This is a genomic window from Bacteroides sp. 43_46 (assembly GCF_001915455.1).
Taxonomy (GTDB): domain Bacteria; phylum Bacteroidota; class Bacteroidia; order Bacteroidales; family Bacteroidaceae; genus Bacteroides; species Bacteroides caccae.
In genome coordinates, this window is sequence record NZ_MNQN01000032.1 from 1 (window position 1) to 14503 (window position 14503).

At 39.2% G+C, this 14503-nt stretch carries 16 protein-coding genes; 5 read left to right on the forward strand and 11 right to left on the reverse strand.

The features are described 5' to 3' along the window. Window positions 1-170: 170 nt before the first annotated feature. The 4 genes from BHV72_RS03230 to BHV72_RS03245 form a co-directional block, all read right to left on the reverse strand. Window positions 171-713, reverse strand: coding sequence for an IbrB-like domain-containing protein (locus tag BHV72_RS03230; protein WP_005675725.1), 543 nt, complete (start codon window positions 711-713; stop codon window positions 171-173). Next, window positions 710-2014, reverse strand: a complete 1305-nt coding sequence (locus BHV72_RS03235; protein ID WP_005681200.1) for a DUF3440 domain-containing protein — start codon at window positions 2012-2014, stop codon at window positions 710-712. Before BHV72_RS03235 ends, BHV72_RS03230 begins: the two co-directional genes overlap by 4 nt. Before the next feature lie 3 nt (window positions 2015-2017). Next, the gene (locus BHV72_RS03240; protein ID WP_005681201.1) at window positions 2018-2425 is read right to left on the reverse strand and encodes a hypothetical protein; all 408 of its coding nucleotides are present in this window, start codon (window positions 2423-2425) and stop codon (window positions 2018-2020) included. 112 nt (window positions 2426-2537) lie between these two features. Then, window positions 2538-2948 carry a hypothetical protein gene (locus tag BHV72_RS03245; protein WP_005675722.1) on the reverse strand — a complete coding sequence of 137 codons (411 nt, stop codon included), beginning with the start codon at window positions 2946-2948 and terminating at the stop codon, window positions 2538-2540. A gap of 448 nt (window positions 2949-3396) precedes the next feature. Here BHV72_RS03245 and BHV72_RS03250 point away from each other — a divergent pair, with 448 nt between their 5' ends. Together BHV72_RS03250 and dnaB are read left to right on the forward strand one after the other, a co-directional pair. Continuing rightward, on the forward strand, window positions 3397-4014 hold the full coding sequence (locus BHV72_RS03250; protein ID WP_005675719.1) for an LvrA C-terminal domain-related protein: 618 nt from the start codon (window positions 3397-3399) through the stop codon (window positions 4012-4014). An 8-nt stretch (window positions 4015-4022) separates the two neighbouring features. Further along, entirely contained in the window at window positions 4023-5402 is a 1380-nt protein-coding gene (gene dnaB / locus BHV72_RS03255) for a replicative DNA helicase (protein WP_005681202.1), read from the forward strand. A gap of 128 nt (window positions 5403-5530) precedes the next feature. On the opposite strand, the gene BHV72_RS03260 is transcribed toward dnaB, so the two are convergent. Next, complete coding sequence (locus BHV72_RS03260; protein WP_005675716.1) at window positions 5531-5794, reverse strand: DUF4248 domain-containing protein; 264 nt, start codon at window positions 5792-5794, stop codon at window positions 5531-5533. A gap of 201 nt (window positions 5795-5995) precedes the next feature. Here BHV72_RS03260 and BHV72_RS03265 point away from each other — a divergent pair, with 201 nt between their 5' ends. From BHV72_RS03265 to BHV72_RS03275, 3 genes are all read left to right on the forward strand, one after another. Next, window positions 5996-6466 carry an HU family DNA-binding protein gene (locus BHV72_RS03265; protein ID WP_005675715.1) on the forward strand — a complete coding sequence of 157 codons (471 nt, stop codon included), beginning with the start codon at window positions 5996-5998 and terminating at the stop codon, window positions 6464-6466. A 112-nt stretch (window positions 6467-6578) separates the two neighbouring features. Continuing rightward, window positions 6579-6680: a smalltalk protein gene (locus tag BHV72_RS03270; RefSeq protein WP_005681203.1), complete on the forward strand. Its 102-nt coding sequence runs from the start codon at window positions 6579-6581 to the stop codon at window positions 6678-6680. A 13-nt stretch (window positions 6681-6693) separates the two neighbouring features. After that, window positions 6694-7152 (forward strand): N-acetylmuramoyl-L-alanine amidase, encoded by a 459-nt coding sequence (locus tag BHV72_RS03275; RefSeq protein WP_005675714.1) that lies wholly within the window; start codon window positions 6694-6696, stop codon window positions 7150-7152. Window positions 7153-7331: 179 nt separating this feature from the next. On the opposite strand, the gene BHV72_RS03280 is transcribed toward BHV72_RS03275, so the two are convergent. The 6 genes from BHV72_RS03280 to BHV72_RS03305 form a co-directional block, all read right to left on the reverse strand. Next, window positions 7332-9752: a GumC family protein gene (locus BHV72_RS03280; RefSeq protein WP_122264386.1), complete on the reverse strand. Its 2421-nt coding sequence runs from the start codon at window positions 9750-9752 to the stop codon at window positions 7332-7334. Between the two features lie 10 nt (window positions 9753-9762). Further along, a complete protein-coding gene (locus BHV72_RS03285; protein ID WP_005675711.1) occupies window positions 9763-10548 on the reverse strand; it encodes a polysaccharide biosynthesis/export family protein in 786 nt (261 codons plus the stop codon). A gap of 20 nt (window positions 10549-10568) precedes the next feature. Beyond that, window positions 10569-11195 carry a sugar transferase gene (locus tag BHV72_RS03290; RefSeq protein WP_286854522.1) on the reverse strand — a complete coding sequence of 209 codons (627 nt, stop codon included), beginning with the start codon at window positions 11193-11195 and terminating at the stop codon, window positions 10569-10571. A 10-nt stretch (window positions 11196-11205) separates the two neighbouring features. After that, window positions 11206-11991, reverse strand: a complete 786-nt coding sequence (locus tag BHV72_RS03295) for a glycosyltransferase family 2 protein (RefSeq protein WP_286854524.1) — start codon at window positions 11989-11991, stop codon at window positions 11206-11208. A gap of 9 nt (window positions 11992-12000) precedes the next feature. Beyond that, window positions 12001-13227 carry a glycosyltransferase gene (locus BHV72_RS03300; protein ID WP_005681213.1) on the reverse strand — a complete coding sequence of 409 codons (1227 nt, stop codon included), beginning with the start codon at window positions 13225-13227 and terminating at the stop codon, window positions 12001-12003. A 23-nt stretch (window positions 13228-13250) separates the two neighbouring features. Then, window positions 13251-14503 (reverse strand): hypothetical protein (locus tag BHV72_RS03305; protein WP_286854527.1); only part of this gene is annotated, 1253 nt, incomplete at its 5' end.

The following is a 14503-nucleotide window of genomic DNA, read 5'->3' on the forward strand; positions in this document are numbered from 1 at the left end:
AAAATAAAGAGATAGGAAAATACTAATAGATTTTCATATCATTTAGATACAATCCAGGCATAAATCAGACAAGAGAAACGACTATTTTACACAATAAAAAAGCCGAAAACTTATATAATCTATGCCTAAATGGTAGAATGTTCAATTTTTGTATATAAATAGCTATCAGATTATAACGTTTTTCGTTCCGTTTCTGTGGGTGCTACTTCATCCGGAATACTAAATTCACGATTAGCAAACAAATCAGCAAGTCCTGAAATTTGCTTCAGGCGCAATAATTCATCACGATCCATACCGATATTCTTCATAATCCATTGATCGGACATACCTGCTTTGTCAAGTTCCGCAACGATGTTGCACATCAATTCTATATTATGCATCCCACGAGCGCGGTTGTGACGTATAGTAGAACTCATCCGGTTCGACAAATCCTTGTCAATCACCACAATCGGAAGCAGCCCGTTTTCACGTTTATAAATTCGCTGCGAAGTTTTCAATACCGTATAGCGATGATAACCATCCACTAGAATATAACGGTCTTCCTCTTTATTATAATAACATACACATGGCATTGTAAAGCCATCTTCCCAGATAGAAAGTTCAAGTAATTTCATTTCGGGCGGTGCAACGACGTTCGGATTATAATCGTTTGCATATACTTTTTCTACGGGCACCGCTTTTACCTCGTAGACAGGACTTTTATCTACACTCATGATACTATAATTCTATATTGTTCCATTATTTGACTTCTCTTACTCATTTCTTCCTTTGTCGGTGAAAATCCCATATACTTGCATGCATGATCATTTTTGAGGATGCAAATACACATCCGTTTATACGTAGGTATTTCTTTAAACTCCGGAATATCTATATCATCCTGATATTCCATACGTACCGGCTTCTTTAGTGTTTTGTAATTACTGTTATCCATGACAATTATCGGTATTTTGGCATCAATTAACTTCCGGATAGTAGCGTCACTCAGGCAACCGCCTTTTGTCCGCCAAAAATTTACACTTACCGACAGTTTCCGGAGATAATTCTTCCGTGCCCGTTCCGGCAAAGTAGACAACAGGAAATACATAAACTCACGCCATGTATACCCTTCTGGCAGCTTCACTGACTGCCACCCCATTGCGTGGGTACCACCATACATACCTGTAAAGTTAACCCCGTTCACTCGTCCTACCATCTTGCCCCACGTATTGGGATCAAGTACCCGATAGAGCTGAAGACTCTCTTGTGCTTCATTGATAAAAGGACTTGCTACACGCTGACGCTCCAGATTGACTCCCGCCCGATAATAAAGGTCATATAGCACATTATAATCCCACTGGAATTTTCCGTTAGCCGTCCACACATCCGTTGTTTTCCAGTCATAGATAGGATAAGCATTATAAATGTCATTTCCCACTTTCGAAGTCCATTTATACTTGTGGTACATCTGAAATTTACGACTCATATAAATACATCTCCAACGATTGAAACTCTCCTGCGTACGAATACCGATCAGGCAACAAGTACGCACAGCATCATTCTTATTATGTATCCATTGCGCAAAACGCATCTGAAATTCATAATCCCACATCGTTGTATTATAAAACGGAAAGTCGTCTTTAGTCATTGCCTTTTTAGGCATGGGGCGAACCCATATATTCTTTTTACTATCTTCCCAAGGACGCCAAAAAGACTGATACATAGAAGTGCAGGTAGCTACACGAAAAGGAATACATACCCGGTATACATCCAGAATATCCTTATTAGCTTCCAGTATCCGGTCCACATAGTCAATGGTCATTTTATACTGGATTTCATAATCCATGTGAAAGACTCCAAGACGTATCTTTAGATTATTTTTCCGGATGTAGTCAATACACATATTCAGCAACACCCCACTATCTTTACCTCCGGAAAATGATACATAGATATTATCAAATTCATTAAATATAACTTTCAGTCGCTCTTGTGCTAGTTCATATACATTCTTTGTGCCCGCTATCTTCTTTTTGCCCATAAATCATCTATACATTTTAACATACCGTGTCCACTTTTTATCCATGGATACAAATTCAAATTTCTCAAAGATTTCTTTGTCTTGTATCAGCGTGACAGAGTTAAGTAACCAAGTCTCAGATCCGAATTCAGCAATAACAGCCGGTAACAACAACGACAAAAGCTCCTCCCGTTCTGTCCCCTCTGCCTTCACATAATAATTATTGATTACAGCTTTCTTCCGGCCTTTTTGCTCCACCGGAACGAAACCCATCACTTCCTTATCTTCAATTGCAATAAACCAGACATACTCCTCACCCGTCTTAAAAGGGTAATTATTGTTGGCGCGTATTACTTCAGGATCCATAACCAACGGTGCCAAAAGCCGATATAAGTGTTTGTCTTTTCCTTTTAATTGTATTATCTGCATCATATCATTCAAAAATGGACACACAAAAATAAGGAAAAAATATCAATTTAGTCATTTCTGTTCCTAAAACATTTGTTTTTCATGTTATTATCTTTATATTTCGATATTTTTGAAATCATGAGTTCACCATCCCCCTTTCACGTTTAAAATAAGTCAGCACGGTGGCATAGCTAAGATATTCCCGTCCGGGAACATGTGACCGGCTTCGGAATTGATAACGAGCAAATATAACTTCACATACCAGCTTATATTTAAAAAACAGCTTTAACCTATGCTGCAAATAATCAAATTCACGACAAAGAGATGCAAAGACATTACTTATTTCGGCATTAGGAATCACCCGTGGTTCACGTTTCGATTTCTCTATATGCTCTATTTCATGAAGGACATATTCCAATTGTTCTACTTCTTCTTCTGTTTTCCGCATTGTACATTTCATTTGTTCCAGTTTCTCCTTTTGATGAATGCACTGTTCCCGTTTGCGCTGTAAACGTTCTTCTATTACTTTTTTTCCTTGTGATATCATAAAATTTAATTATATACTATTAGTAATACATTGCCGTCAATTAGCGGCTAAAAAAGCCTTTATAAAATCTAATTTCATTTGCAAAGATAGAGAAGATTGTTTAAATAATTAGATTTTTAATTAAAAATATTATTAATAATAGCACTTTTAAATTACCAGTACATCAAAAAAAAGCTTTTTCAGGCAAATTGACAAATTATACCTTTGCCGAAAATTAAATATAGCGAACAATGAAAGTCGAGGATGAAGATATAATGTATTTTAATACATTCTTTTTTTATTATATATATTAGTGGGCCAAAGAGAGGTCGAAGCATAAAATACCATATACTCCCCCTATCTTCTACCACGACGTTTGAGAGTAATCAAAAAAGGTCGCTCAAGGAGGTCCTAAAATGTACCTCCCAAGACGACTGAAATATTTTATATGTATTAAATAAGTAAACTTATGATTAAATCAACAGCAGAAATGCTAAAGAAGGGATATCTCCTTTTCCCTAAAGTATTGTTTGAGGAGCAAATGAAAAAGACAAAAGGTGCGACAGGATACTTCGACGCCTTCATCCTCGTGCTAACTCACGTCAATTACAGCACAACAGAATGTACTGTGAAACATTACACTTTTGAATGTCGGCGGGGCGAATCGGTTATATCCATTGCTCATTGGGCGAAATTATTTGGTTGGAAACGTAGCCGGACACGATATTTCTTCAATAAAATGTATGAAGAAGGGATTATAGAAAGAGTTATTAATCCGTATATCACTCACATACGTATCCCCAGTTATGATCTGCTTGTAGGACAGAAACGTCGCGAGAATGCCCACGAAGAAGCAAATGGAGTTACTTTCGAAGTATTCTGGGCTAAATATCATGAAGTAACTCAAAAGCCGAAAACCAATATCGGCCGGGCACGCCGGGAATGGAAGAAATTGTCTCCCCACGAACGCAGCCTGAGCTTGAAGAATATTGATGAATATTATGACAATCTGACAGATACAAAGTACTGTATGCAGGCTAGTACATATCTATCCGACAAAGCATTCCTGAATGAATATGATTATTAGTAAAGAAAATGAGTGAAATTATAAATCCACAGGATGCCGAACTTGAGGAAATCATACTTGGCAGTTGCCTGATTGAAAGCAAAGCAATCACATTGATTGCAGATATACTACGACCGGAAGCTTTTTATAATGAAAAAAATCTGGAGATTTACGCTACGTTACAAAGTATGTATCGCAACGGACAGAAAATAGATATCATAACAGTCAAAGAAGAACTTGCCCGACGCGGCAAACTTGAATTCATCGGAGGACCTTACACGCTGGCACACATCAGCGGGCGTGTAGCTTCCAGTGCTCACCTCGAATATCATGCACGGATTCTTAAACAGAAATATATCCGTCGTGAAACGATTCTGGGATTCCACAAGCTTCTGGCGTTGGCTGCCGACGAAACCACCGATATAGACGATACATTGGCAGACGCTCATACCCTCCTTGACCGACTGGAAAATGAATGTGGAACTACCGAACATCTACGCTCCATGTTACAACTGATGGATGATACGATTAAACAAATAGAAGCGCGCATCAGCTCCAACAAGAATGGTATAACGGGGCTTCCTACCGGATTCTCCGATCTTGATCGCCTGACATGCGGCTGGCAACCAGGTGACGAGGTAGTCATTGCTGCCCGTCCTGCAGTAGGTAAAACGTCATTCGCCCTGCACCTGGCGCGTGCCGCCGCTTCTGCCGGTTATCACATAGCTATATTCAGTCTCGAGATGCTAGGAGAACGTTTGGGTGACCGCTGGTTACTGGCTGCTACCACCAATGTCAACCCCGACAATGTACGCAGCGGCCAACTTACACCCAGTGAACAGAGGCAACTGCACGAAGCAGCAGCTGAGTTGTCCCGTCTACCTATTCACATTGATGATAACCCGTCAGTGAGTATGGATTACGTTCGTTCTTCCGCCAAACTGCTACAAAGCAAAGGTGAATGCGACGGTGTCATCATTGACTACCTGCAATTATGTGACATGAAAAGTGATCGGAACAACCGCAACCGCGAGCAGGAAGTAGCCCAAGCCAGCCGTAAAGCCAAAATGCTGGCAAAAGAACTAAATATTCCCGTCATACTACTCAGCCAATTAAACCGTAATGTAGAAGGGCGTCCTGACAGTCGTCCTAGTTTGAGCGACCTGCGGGAAAGCGGAGCTATCGAACAAGACGCTGATCTGGTATTGATGCTTTCACGCCCTGCTCTTTCCGGACGTGACACAGACCGTAAAAGTACGTATCCAACTGAAGGACTGGGAGTGATAGATATTGTCAAACACCGCAACGGTACGACAAAAGAACTTTATTTCAGACATGACCCGAGTATGACAAAACTGGAGGACTACGTGCCCGGCATAGCCTGGATGAAAAAGAATACGACTGCCTGACCTGTTTCAACCGACCGTTTGACTTATATAAATCGAGCGGTCAATTCAACGTAAACGACTGTATGTTTACACTAAAACGACCGCTCCTTATTAAGAAAAGAAGCGGTCGTTTTCATTTAAAAGAGCAGTCATTTTACATCCGCATGTTCATGCATGAAAACGTATCCGTCCGGTTCCCCCAAATAACGTACGATAAGCCTGACTTCCCGCGCACTGAACATTTTCATTTTCGGATGAAAATCTCCTGCCATAAGTTCCTCCATTAAGGGCATACAATTACGCATCCAACGACGGAGCTTTGCTACAGATACGGGATTACTCAAATTCGGGAAATACATTCTCGCCAACTCAATCTTATCATAGCATCTCACATAAAATTTTACTTCTTCCATTTTATCCTACTTATTCTGTTATTAATGATATAAAGATAGTGTTTTTTACATACCTCAGCAAGTATTTAGTCAAATAAAATAACCACCGTTCAATAACGTTCACTGACGTTCATCACCCATTCTCAATATGGTATCTTTGCGGTGTAATCGATTACAGAGATATGATTTAAGAATTAAGAATCAATTAAAAAAGAAAGATTTATGGCACAGAAGTATGTCGTAGTAGAACGTAAAAATCCGTTAAAGCCACAAGAGCCGGCCAAGTTTTATGCAATGGCTCGTAGCAATCGCAGAGTGGATACAGACGAAGTTATCAGTCGTGTATCAGAGCGTTCCTCTTATTCTATCGGTGAGTTGAAAGGATGTATTACTGAGTTTCTGTTGGAAATGAAGAATCAGTTGTCATTGGGTAATATCGTCCTGCTTGGCGATATGGGGAGTTTCCGTGTAACGATTGTTACTGGTAATGCCAGCGAAACGGCAGAGAAATTCAAGGCGGCCACCTGTATCAAAATTTCCCGTGTCCGTTTTCATCCAGGAAGCATGCTTCTGGACATGTGTAAGGCAATGAAATATACACAAGTAAAGAAAGGTGAAGGAAGTGAAGGTGACGACGTTGTAGTACCTGATCCGGATGAAGACAAAGGACAAACACCGGACCCGAGCATATAAAATAACACGATATTTATGCTTCACAGAGTTGCCGGTTTAATGCTGGCAACTCACAAGTCAACTCTATTTTTATAATCTCATTTTTATTTTCAATTATTTAAAATCAAAAGTCATGAAAAAATCAGTTTGGAAACAAATTTTACAAATCTTTATCACGGTAGCCACTTCAATCATCTCTGCCTTGGGGGTAACCTCTTGTGTAGCCCATATCTAAACGAACGAATAAAATGAAAGAGTTAAAAGAATTTTCTTCAGAAGAAGAATATGTGCCACGAAGCATTCAATATATTGTAGTACATTGCAGCGCTACGCGTGCCAACATCCCCTTTACAGAAGAACAATTACTCAAATGCCATTTGCAACGTGGTTTCAAATGCATCGGATATCATTTTTATATCACCAGGGACGGAGAACTTCATCACTGCCGTCCGGTATCAGAGCCGGGTGCGCATGTGCGAGGCTTTAACCGGCACAGCATAGGCATTTGCTATGAAGGCGGACTGGATGAAAATGGATACCCGGCAGACACTAGGACCCAGGCGCAGCGTTTCACACTACTCGATCTGTTAACTATACTCAGGCATCAGTATCCGAAAGCACAAATCCTGGGGCATTATCAACTTAGTGCTTCGATTCATAAAGCCTGTCCTTGTTTTGACTGTCGAAAAGAATATGCAGAATTATAAAAAATATCAACGATCTTCACAGACAGTCGATATAGTGGAAAATTTGCATCAGTCATTATCCTGATGCGAGGGTGTGGTCAAGAAATATATCACTATATAGTTTCCTAACCAGCATAGCTTCAAATATCTAAACAGCTACGGGAAATAGTACTTCACTGCCTCCCATAGCTGTTTTATCTTTATTTTTCCTGCCCATAACCATAGCCATACCCATACCGTTTGCCATAGCCGTAATGTTTGCTATACTTACCATAGCCATAATAATAGCCATATTTTCTTTTCTTCAGGTCTACTCCATTAATAATAGTACAAAGATTAGGCAACTTCTGTTCATGAGACAACTCATTGATCAGTGTATATTCCGCTTTATGAGTATAGTCGGCACGACATACGTATACCGACAAATCAGCCACACGCCCTATCAATAAAGTATCGGTAACCATACCGACAGGAGCTGTATCCAGGATTACATAATCAAAATTGTTCTTGAGCATATCAATAGCTTTATCCAAGCCATCACGAGCCAACAATTCCGTCGGATTAGGAGGAACGGTTCCGCCCGGAAGAATAAACAGGTTCTTATTCACATCGGACGGTTGCACAAGACTCATCAGATCCATTTCCGGATTGGACAGATATTGAGTTATACCTTTCTCCTTGCTCGAAAGACTAAAAACCTTGTTCAATCCCGGCTTACGGATATCAAGACCTACAATCACAACTTTCTTCCCCAAAAGAGACAGGCTGATAGCCAGATTAGCCGAAGTGAAAGATTTACCTTCACCGCTGACCGTTGAAGTCACAAGGATTACTTTCCTGTCATTCTGAAGCATAAACTGGATATTCGTCCGGATGTTACGGAAAGTTTCGCTCATCAGGTTATTCTGGTTCTCGAATACGGCGATAGAACCGTCTTTGGCGTTCTTCTCATTAGTCAATGGGATATCACCAACAATCGGAACACTCGTCAGTTTCTCCACATCCGCATGTCCTTCGACCCTGAACTTCGTCAGGTCAACCAGGAAGATAACGGCAACAGGGATCACAAATCCCAAGACCAATGCAACCAAATAAATAATACCGCGCTTGGGAAATACCGGAATATCATCAGCGATTGCTTCATCTATTATCTTCGCATTATTGGCAGTGGCAGCCAGCATGATGGCATTCTCTTCACGCTTCTGCAACAACATCAAGTACAATCCGGCCTTTATTTCCTGCTGACGGGCGATACTCACATACCGGCGTTCCTGCCCCGGAGCGTCACTGATACGACGCATATAGCGTTTGGCTTCGCGGTCCAGATCAGCTTTGGTTATAAACAGCCCTTGGAGCGTGCCTTCAATGGTAGCCTGCACATTCGCCTTCGTCGCACGGATACTGGTATCCAAATTGACGATAGCCGGATTGCTCTCAGTAGAAGTGCGGAGCAGACGCTTACGTTCAATGAGCATCTCATTATAACGGTCGATCTGCGTGGCAAGGGCCGCGTCCTTCAAGCCGACATTGCTCGGTAACACTTCATATTCACTATGACTTAAATACCTCTTCAAATCCTCCACCAGGCTGATCTGAGTACGGTTTTCCACCTGCTTCTTCTCATATTCGGCATTACCGGATAAAGCGATTTGCGCGTCACTGCTCAAATCCGTTATTCCCGCATCACGCTTGAAAGTTTCCAGGTCAGCTTCCGTGCTCCCCAGTTCCTTTGAGATAATGCCAATGCGTTCATCGATAAACTCCGCCGTTTTCTGCGCAATCTCATTCTTGTCATTATTCGTGTTGCGATTATACATCTCCAGCAACTGATTGATAAAATCCTGTCCGCGACGCAAGCTGGAATTCTTCAAGGAAACCGTTACCACAGAAGTCGTTTGCGAGGTAGGTACGATAACTAAATTTCCACAATATCCTCTTGCCACATTCATGGGACAGCTAATGGTAGCTGTGATATGCCGTGCGCCCTGAACTGAAGAAGCCCCCTCCACAGGGATAGAATCAGTAACCTGAAAGAAAGAAATCGTTCCCCGGTCAGTAGGAAGAATGGCAGGCAACTTTTCGAAATGTTTCTGAATTTCCCTATCATCCATTTTCACGTTCACATCCAAACTGCCCTGTGGCTGTACCACCATTTCAACAACAATGTCTTTTTTCAGCTTTTCCGCTTCTTGCGGAGTCATGTTTACCTGCACCGGAGAAGTCTTGTACAACTCTTTCGAAGGGATGAGATCTTCATCCTTATAAGTCACATAGAGATTCAGATAATTGACAACTTCTTTTACAAGCGTCTTGGAACGCAGCACCTCTATTTCGTTATCTATACTTTGCGAAGAAGTGATTAATCCGCTAAGGCCCAGTTCATCCAAACCGCCCACATTATTTGAGGCTCCTCCTTTCTTATCATCCTTTATCAGAACCGTAGCCGAAATGTTATATACAGGAGTAGCAACATACAAATAAACATAGGCGGCAATCAAACAAGCCACCACCGTTCCTACGAACCAAGGCCAGTGGATCAAGCATTTGAAAAGCAGTTCCTTAATATCTATTTCCATATCCTCCGCTTCGCGCAATTTCTCGTTTGGTAGTTCCTCTTTCATTGTTCCGGTATTATCTTAAAATGTTATACAATAGACTGGCAATGGAAATCAGGATAGAAGTGGCGGAGAACCACAGGCTGGTACTGCTTCCGATGTCCGAATTACGGGCCTTGGCCTTGTTGGGAGTGACATAAATAATATCATTCTGTTGTAACCAGTAGTAAGGTGAAAGAATCGTCTCTGCCTTGTTCAAATCCAAGGTTACAATCTCCTGTCTGCCGTTAGCGTCCTCCCTTATTAATTTAATGTCATCACGCAGTCCATATACGGTCATATCTCCTGCCATGGCCAATGCTTCCAATAAGTTTACTTTCTCATTCGAGATAGTAAAAGTGCCGGGACGGGCAACTTCGCCGATCACTGAAATCTTATAATTCACCATGCGGACAGTCACGATAGGAATTTCCTTTATATAAGGCTTCAACTTTTCTACAATCATTTGTTCCGTTGCCTTCTTTGTCAACCCTCCCACATGGAGTTCACCCAATACCGGGAAGTTTATCTTTCCTTCATTATCCACCAGATATTGCTGCAGAACCGGCTGAGCGGTTGTATAGTTCGAAGCAACATTACCCTGTGTAGCAACTGTCAGATTGAAAGGAGCTGCCAATTCAGGACTGGTACATGACACCACAATGGTCAACAAGTCTTTAGGCATTATCTTCGCATCATACAGCTGTTCGTTCTGAACTCCATGCGATACGGCCTCTGCATCCTGCAGATAGGGTACTTTTTTATAAGACTGACAACCAGTCATCACAAAAGCCAGCAATACAATTAAAAAGAATTTATTCATCTTATTTTTACTGTTATTTATTAGAATTTCTTACCGAAAACAATACAGATAAAGGTCTTTATTAATATTTTAAAATCAAACCACCAAGAACGTCGTTCCAAATAGAACAAATCATATCTCAGTCGACGTAACATTTTATCAAGACTATCTGTATAGCCATTGTACAGAGTTGCATAAGAAGTTACTCCCGGACGAATCTGATAAAGAAACCGATAACGAGAATCATGTTCCATGATTTGGTCAATATAAAATTTACGTTCCGGACGGGGACCTATAAATGCCATATCTCCAATAAATACATTGTACAACTGCGGTAATTCATCTAAATGATGCTCTCGTAAGAATTTACCGATCTTAGTCAATCGGCTATCTTTTCCTCCTTTATACAAAGCCGGTCCCATTTTCTCCGCATCCAATCTCATACTCCGAAATTTGTAAATGTAAAAAGGTCGACCGAAACGACCGATTCTCTCTTGTTTAAATAATGCCGGTCCCCCATCCTCATGTTTGACTGCAATGTAACAAACTAAAAACAAAGGAGAAAAAATAATTAACGCTATTCCTGCCAGCAAACAATCAACTATTCGTTTCACATTACGTTCAAATGCGTTCATCCCATCAGAAATGAATCCTTCATCTTTTTCCATAAAATACAATTTACTTTTTATTACTCTCCCAATTATTTAACCCCAATTTGCATTTTATCAAATCAATTGCTTTAGGCAGCAAACGATATATAGGATAAAAAATAGACACACTCAGTCCATGTTTACGGAAAGCTTTATAAATATTCTTATTTCCCCTCAGAATATTTTTTATATTGCCTGTGCTCTCCCCACCCATACGCATTCTTATCATATATCGGTCCAGATATTTAGTTCGTATGTGTACTTTTTCTATCAATCGCAACATCAATTCAAAATCAGCAGATACATCAAAAGAAAGATCAAACCCTCCATACTGTTGATAAATCTCACGTCGCACATAAAAGGTAGGATGAGCAGGACACCAGCCATATTTAAAACTTACATAAGGACTTCCTTTCCAAATACGGACAATTTGGTTTACATCGGTTGATTGAACGAAATAAAGATTAGCATAAATTGCATCTGTATTCGTATCGAATGCTGAAACTATATCTTCAGCTACCTTTTTGTCTATAAATAAATCATCCGAATTCAGAAAGCCGACAACATTTCCGGTAGCCATTAGAATCCCTTTGTTCATCGCATCATATATACCTTTGTCCGGTTCACTTATATAATGGAGTTTTCCTTCAAATTTAGGCTCATAGTATTTAATGATATCAAGTGTACTATCTGTTGAACCTCCGTCGATAATTAAATATTCGATGTCATCATAATCTTGATTGAGAATACTTTCAATAGTATATCGTAATGTTTGCTCACTATTGAAGGTTACAGTTATAATTGAGATTTTCATGTATAAAATTTATTTATGTAATGAATTCATAAGCTCATTATATAAACTCATATATTCCTTGTAGCGGTCATTTTTATTGTACAATTCAATTGCTCTTTTTCTACATTGCCCCTCCTCTATTATCCTATCTTCACAAATTTGTCTCACTGATTGGGTTAATATTTCTACATCTCCAGTTGGAACAATTATACCTGTCTTTTCATCTATAGCTTCTATACTACCACCAGTCTGATATGTGATTACCGGAGTATCACAAGCGAGCGCTTCCAGATTCGTTGTAGGAAAATTATCTTCCCATGTAGGATTGACAAACACATTTGCCACTGAATAATATTCCGCCAATTCTTTCACACTATTTGTTCTTGATATACCAACGATACCTTGTGGCAGTTCCTGAATCTGTTTTTGCGTTAACCCGATCAGTACCATAGCATACTCTTGAATAGATAGCTTCCTCCGTAAGGCTACAAAATCAGCTAATCCTTTTCTGGCACTCCATACACTGGCCACTCCTATCAACATATAGCGTTGTATAACCCCAATGCGTCTCCTTAGTTGCAATGTATTACCTTGTGGAGAAAACGTCATTAGATCCACACCATTGTAAATTCGGCGTATTGAATACTCTTTCATGAAAGAAAAACGAAGTAACCCGGCAAGCCAATCAGAAACAGGAACCAGTATTAAGTTCGGAATAGACGTATATACCATTTTTTTTATCTTATAATTCCTATGGCTCCTGTCACATAACCATGACGTCGGATAACTTAATTTCTGTGGACAATGCTTGCAACCGACCTTCCATTTATCACAGCCTATAAAGATAAAATGTGCGCAATGTCCAGTAAAAGTCCAGCAATCATGTAATGTCCATACTATCGGAATACCAGCATCTTTTAAGAAGTCAAATAGTAGTGCATAATTCAAGAAATATCCATGAATATTATGCAGATGAACAATATCCGGTTTTATATCCCTAATACGATCTATTAATTTTCTCGTCGCTTTGTTCGAATTAAGTCCATGATTATCCAACAGTCTAGATATTAGAGCATGCCGATACATATCTACCTTATTTCCTATACGAATAAGTTTCGACTGACTCTTGGGTTTTCCACGACCATAAGCAATATAGCTTTTCCATCCGCATTTTATAGCCATCTGACCGATTTCTTCCGCAATTCGACCTGTCGATCCCCAATTGGCAACCACATTAATCTGAAAAAGAGTGGGCATAATACTTTTTGCTTGTATAATGATTATAATATTGTCCGAGAAGTTAGTTCATCATTCAAATAGATGATAATACCTATTATAAAGGGTGCAAGTGCAGTCATGAAAGTAACAGCATTAAGCATCACAGATAAATATAAAAATAAGCAAAACATTGAGCTTGGATTTCTATGTTGAAGAATATAAAAATTCTTCATAATCACATGCAACGGTAGAAACGCTATAACCCCCAGTTCAAAAAATAATGCCCCGATTCCGCTCATAATGCGGTGATAACGTTCAATATTAAAATAACTAATGAAAAGGTTATGATACATACCACTGGAACGAATATCTGACACATTTTGAGCAAAAGCATCAAAACCGTGAGGTATCCCCCAATTTCTTAAAAAGCCATATAAAGAAAAAAAAGCATGATTAAAGCGTTCGTTCACACTTGCATCCGTAGCCAAGAACAACATTGGATCTCTCTGTAAAATAATAAGCAATTTTCCTATTCTATAGGGTGCTAATAAAGAAAGGTCTATCGCAAAAAAGACAACTATACATCCTATTATCCCCATTAAAAGTAAGATATACCTATCGCGATGTGTATTTGAACAAAACACTTGATAAACAATATAAGCAACAAGAGAAATAGTAATGACAAAAATACAGGCAGAGGATCGGGATATTACAAATATTTGAAATAAACACGCAAGAAGAATCCATTTATAATATTTTTCATTGCGAAAACACAACTGGTTTATTATAGCTAGAAACACACAAATAATACCATAAAAGGTAGGTTCAGGAGCTAAAGATGTAACTCCTCTTCCACTTTCTATTAAGTCAGAAATTGATTGTTCTCTATAAAGAATAAATTGGAGGAAACTTGCATCTATTAATAATTGTACACTTCCAACTAATAACCAAAAGCTCACAGCAAAAACAAAAAATAGATATGGTATTCCGCCAGTCGATTTAAGACTGATATATGCTACATAAGGAATAAGAAATAAACTAATATACCCTCCAAACAATCGAATACTTTGTAATTTTATTGGATAATTGATAAAAAGAATTATCAAAGCACCTAAGAAAGTCAGCAATAAAAGAAACAATGACTTATTTATTTTTCCTCCGCTCTTTTGTGAACAGAATAAAATAATAGCCACAATCAGTGCATTAGGTTGACTGTCAGTATTAAAAGGTAATATTTGAACATAGGGAAATAAACAAAAAAAATAAAAAATATATATGAGATATTTCATTATAATATCATTATTCAGAAAGGACT

Bases quoted from the DNA above. Each gene is read 5' to 3' on its own strand.
- BHV72_RS03270 (WP_005681203.1), top strand. From the start codon at position 6,579: ATGAAAAAATCAGTTTGGAAACAAATTTTACAAATCTTTATCACGGTA.
- BHV72_RS03235 (WP_005681200.1), bottom strand. From the start codon at position 2,014: ATGGGCAAAAAGAAGATAGCGGGCACAAAGAATGTATATGAACTAGCA.
- BHV72_RS03275 (WP_005675714.1), top strand. From the start codon at position 6,694: ATGAAAGAGTTAAAAGAATTTTCTTCAGAAGAAGAATATGTGCCACGA.
- BHV72_RS03290 (WP_286854522.1), bottom strand. From the start codon at position 11,195: ATGGAAAAAGATGAAGGATTCATTTCTGATGGGATGAACGCATTTGAA.
- BHV72_RS03260 (WP_005675716.1), bottom strand. From the start codon at position 5,794: ATGGAAGAAGTAAAATTTTATGTGAGATGCTATGATAAGATTGAGTTG.
- BHV72_RS03280 (WP_122264386.1), bottom strand. From the start codon at position 9,752: ATGAAAGAGGAACTACCAAACGAGAAATTGCGCGAAGCGGAGGATATG.
- BHV72_RS03300 (WP_005681213.1), bottom strand. From the start codon at position 13,227: ATGCCCACTCTTTTTCAGATTAATGTGGTTGCCAATTGGGGATCGACA.
- BHV72_RS03295 (WP_286854524.1), bottom strand. From the start codon at position 11,991: ATGAAAATCTCAATTATAACTGTAACCTTCAATAGTGAGCAAACATTA.
- BHV72_RS03285 (WP_005675711.1), bottom strand. From the start codon at position 10,548: ATGAATAAATTCTTTTTAATTGTATTGCTGGCTTTTGTGATGACTGGT.
- BHV72_RS03240 (WP_005681201.1), bottom strand. From the start codon at position 2,425: ATGATGCAGATAATACAATTAAAAGGAAAAGACAAACACTTATATCGG.
- BHV72_RS03230 (WP_005675725.1), bottom strand. From the start codon at position 713: ATGAGTGTAGATAAAAGTCCTGTCTACGAGGTAAAAGCGGTGCCCGTA.
- BHV72_RS03250 (WP_005675719.1), top strand. From the start codon at position 3,397: ATGATTAAATCAACAGCAGAAATGCTAAAGAAGGGATATCTCCTTTTC.
- BHV72_RS03265 (WP_005675715.1), top strand. From the start codon at position 5,996: ATGGCACAGAAGTATGTCGTAGTAGAACGTAAAAATCCGTTAAAGCCA.
- BHV72_RS03245 (WP_005675722.1), bottom strand. From the start codon at position 2,948: ATGATATCACAAGGAAAAAAAGTAATAGAAGAACGTTTACAGCGCAAA.
- dnaB (WP_005681202.1), top strand. From the start codon at position 4,023: ATGAGTGAAATTATAAATCCACAGGATGCCGAACTTGAGGAAATCATA.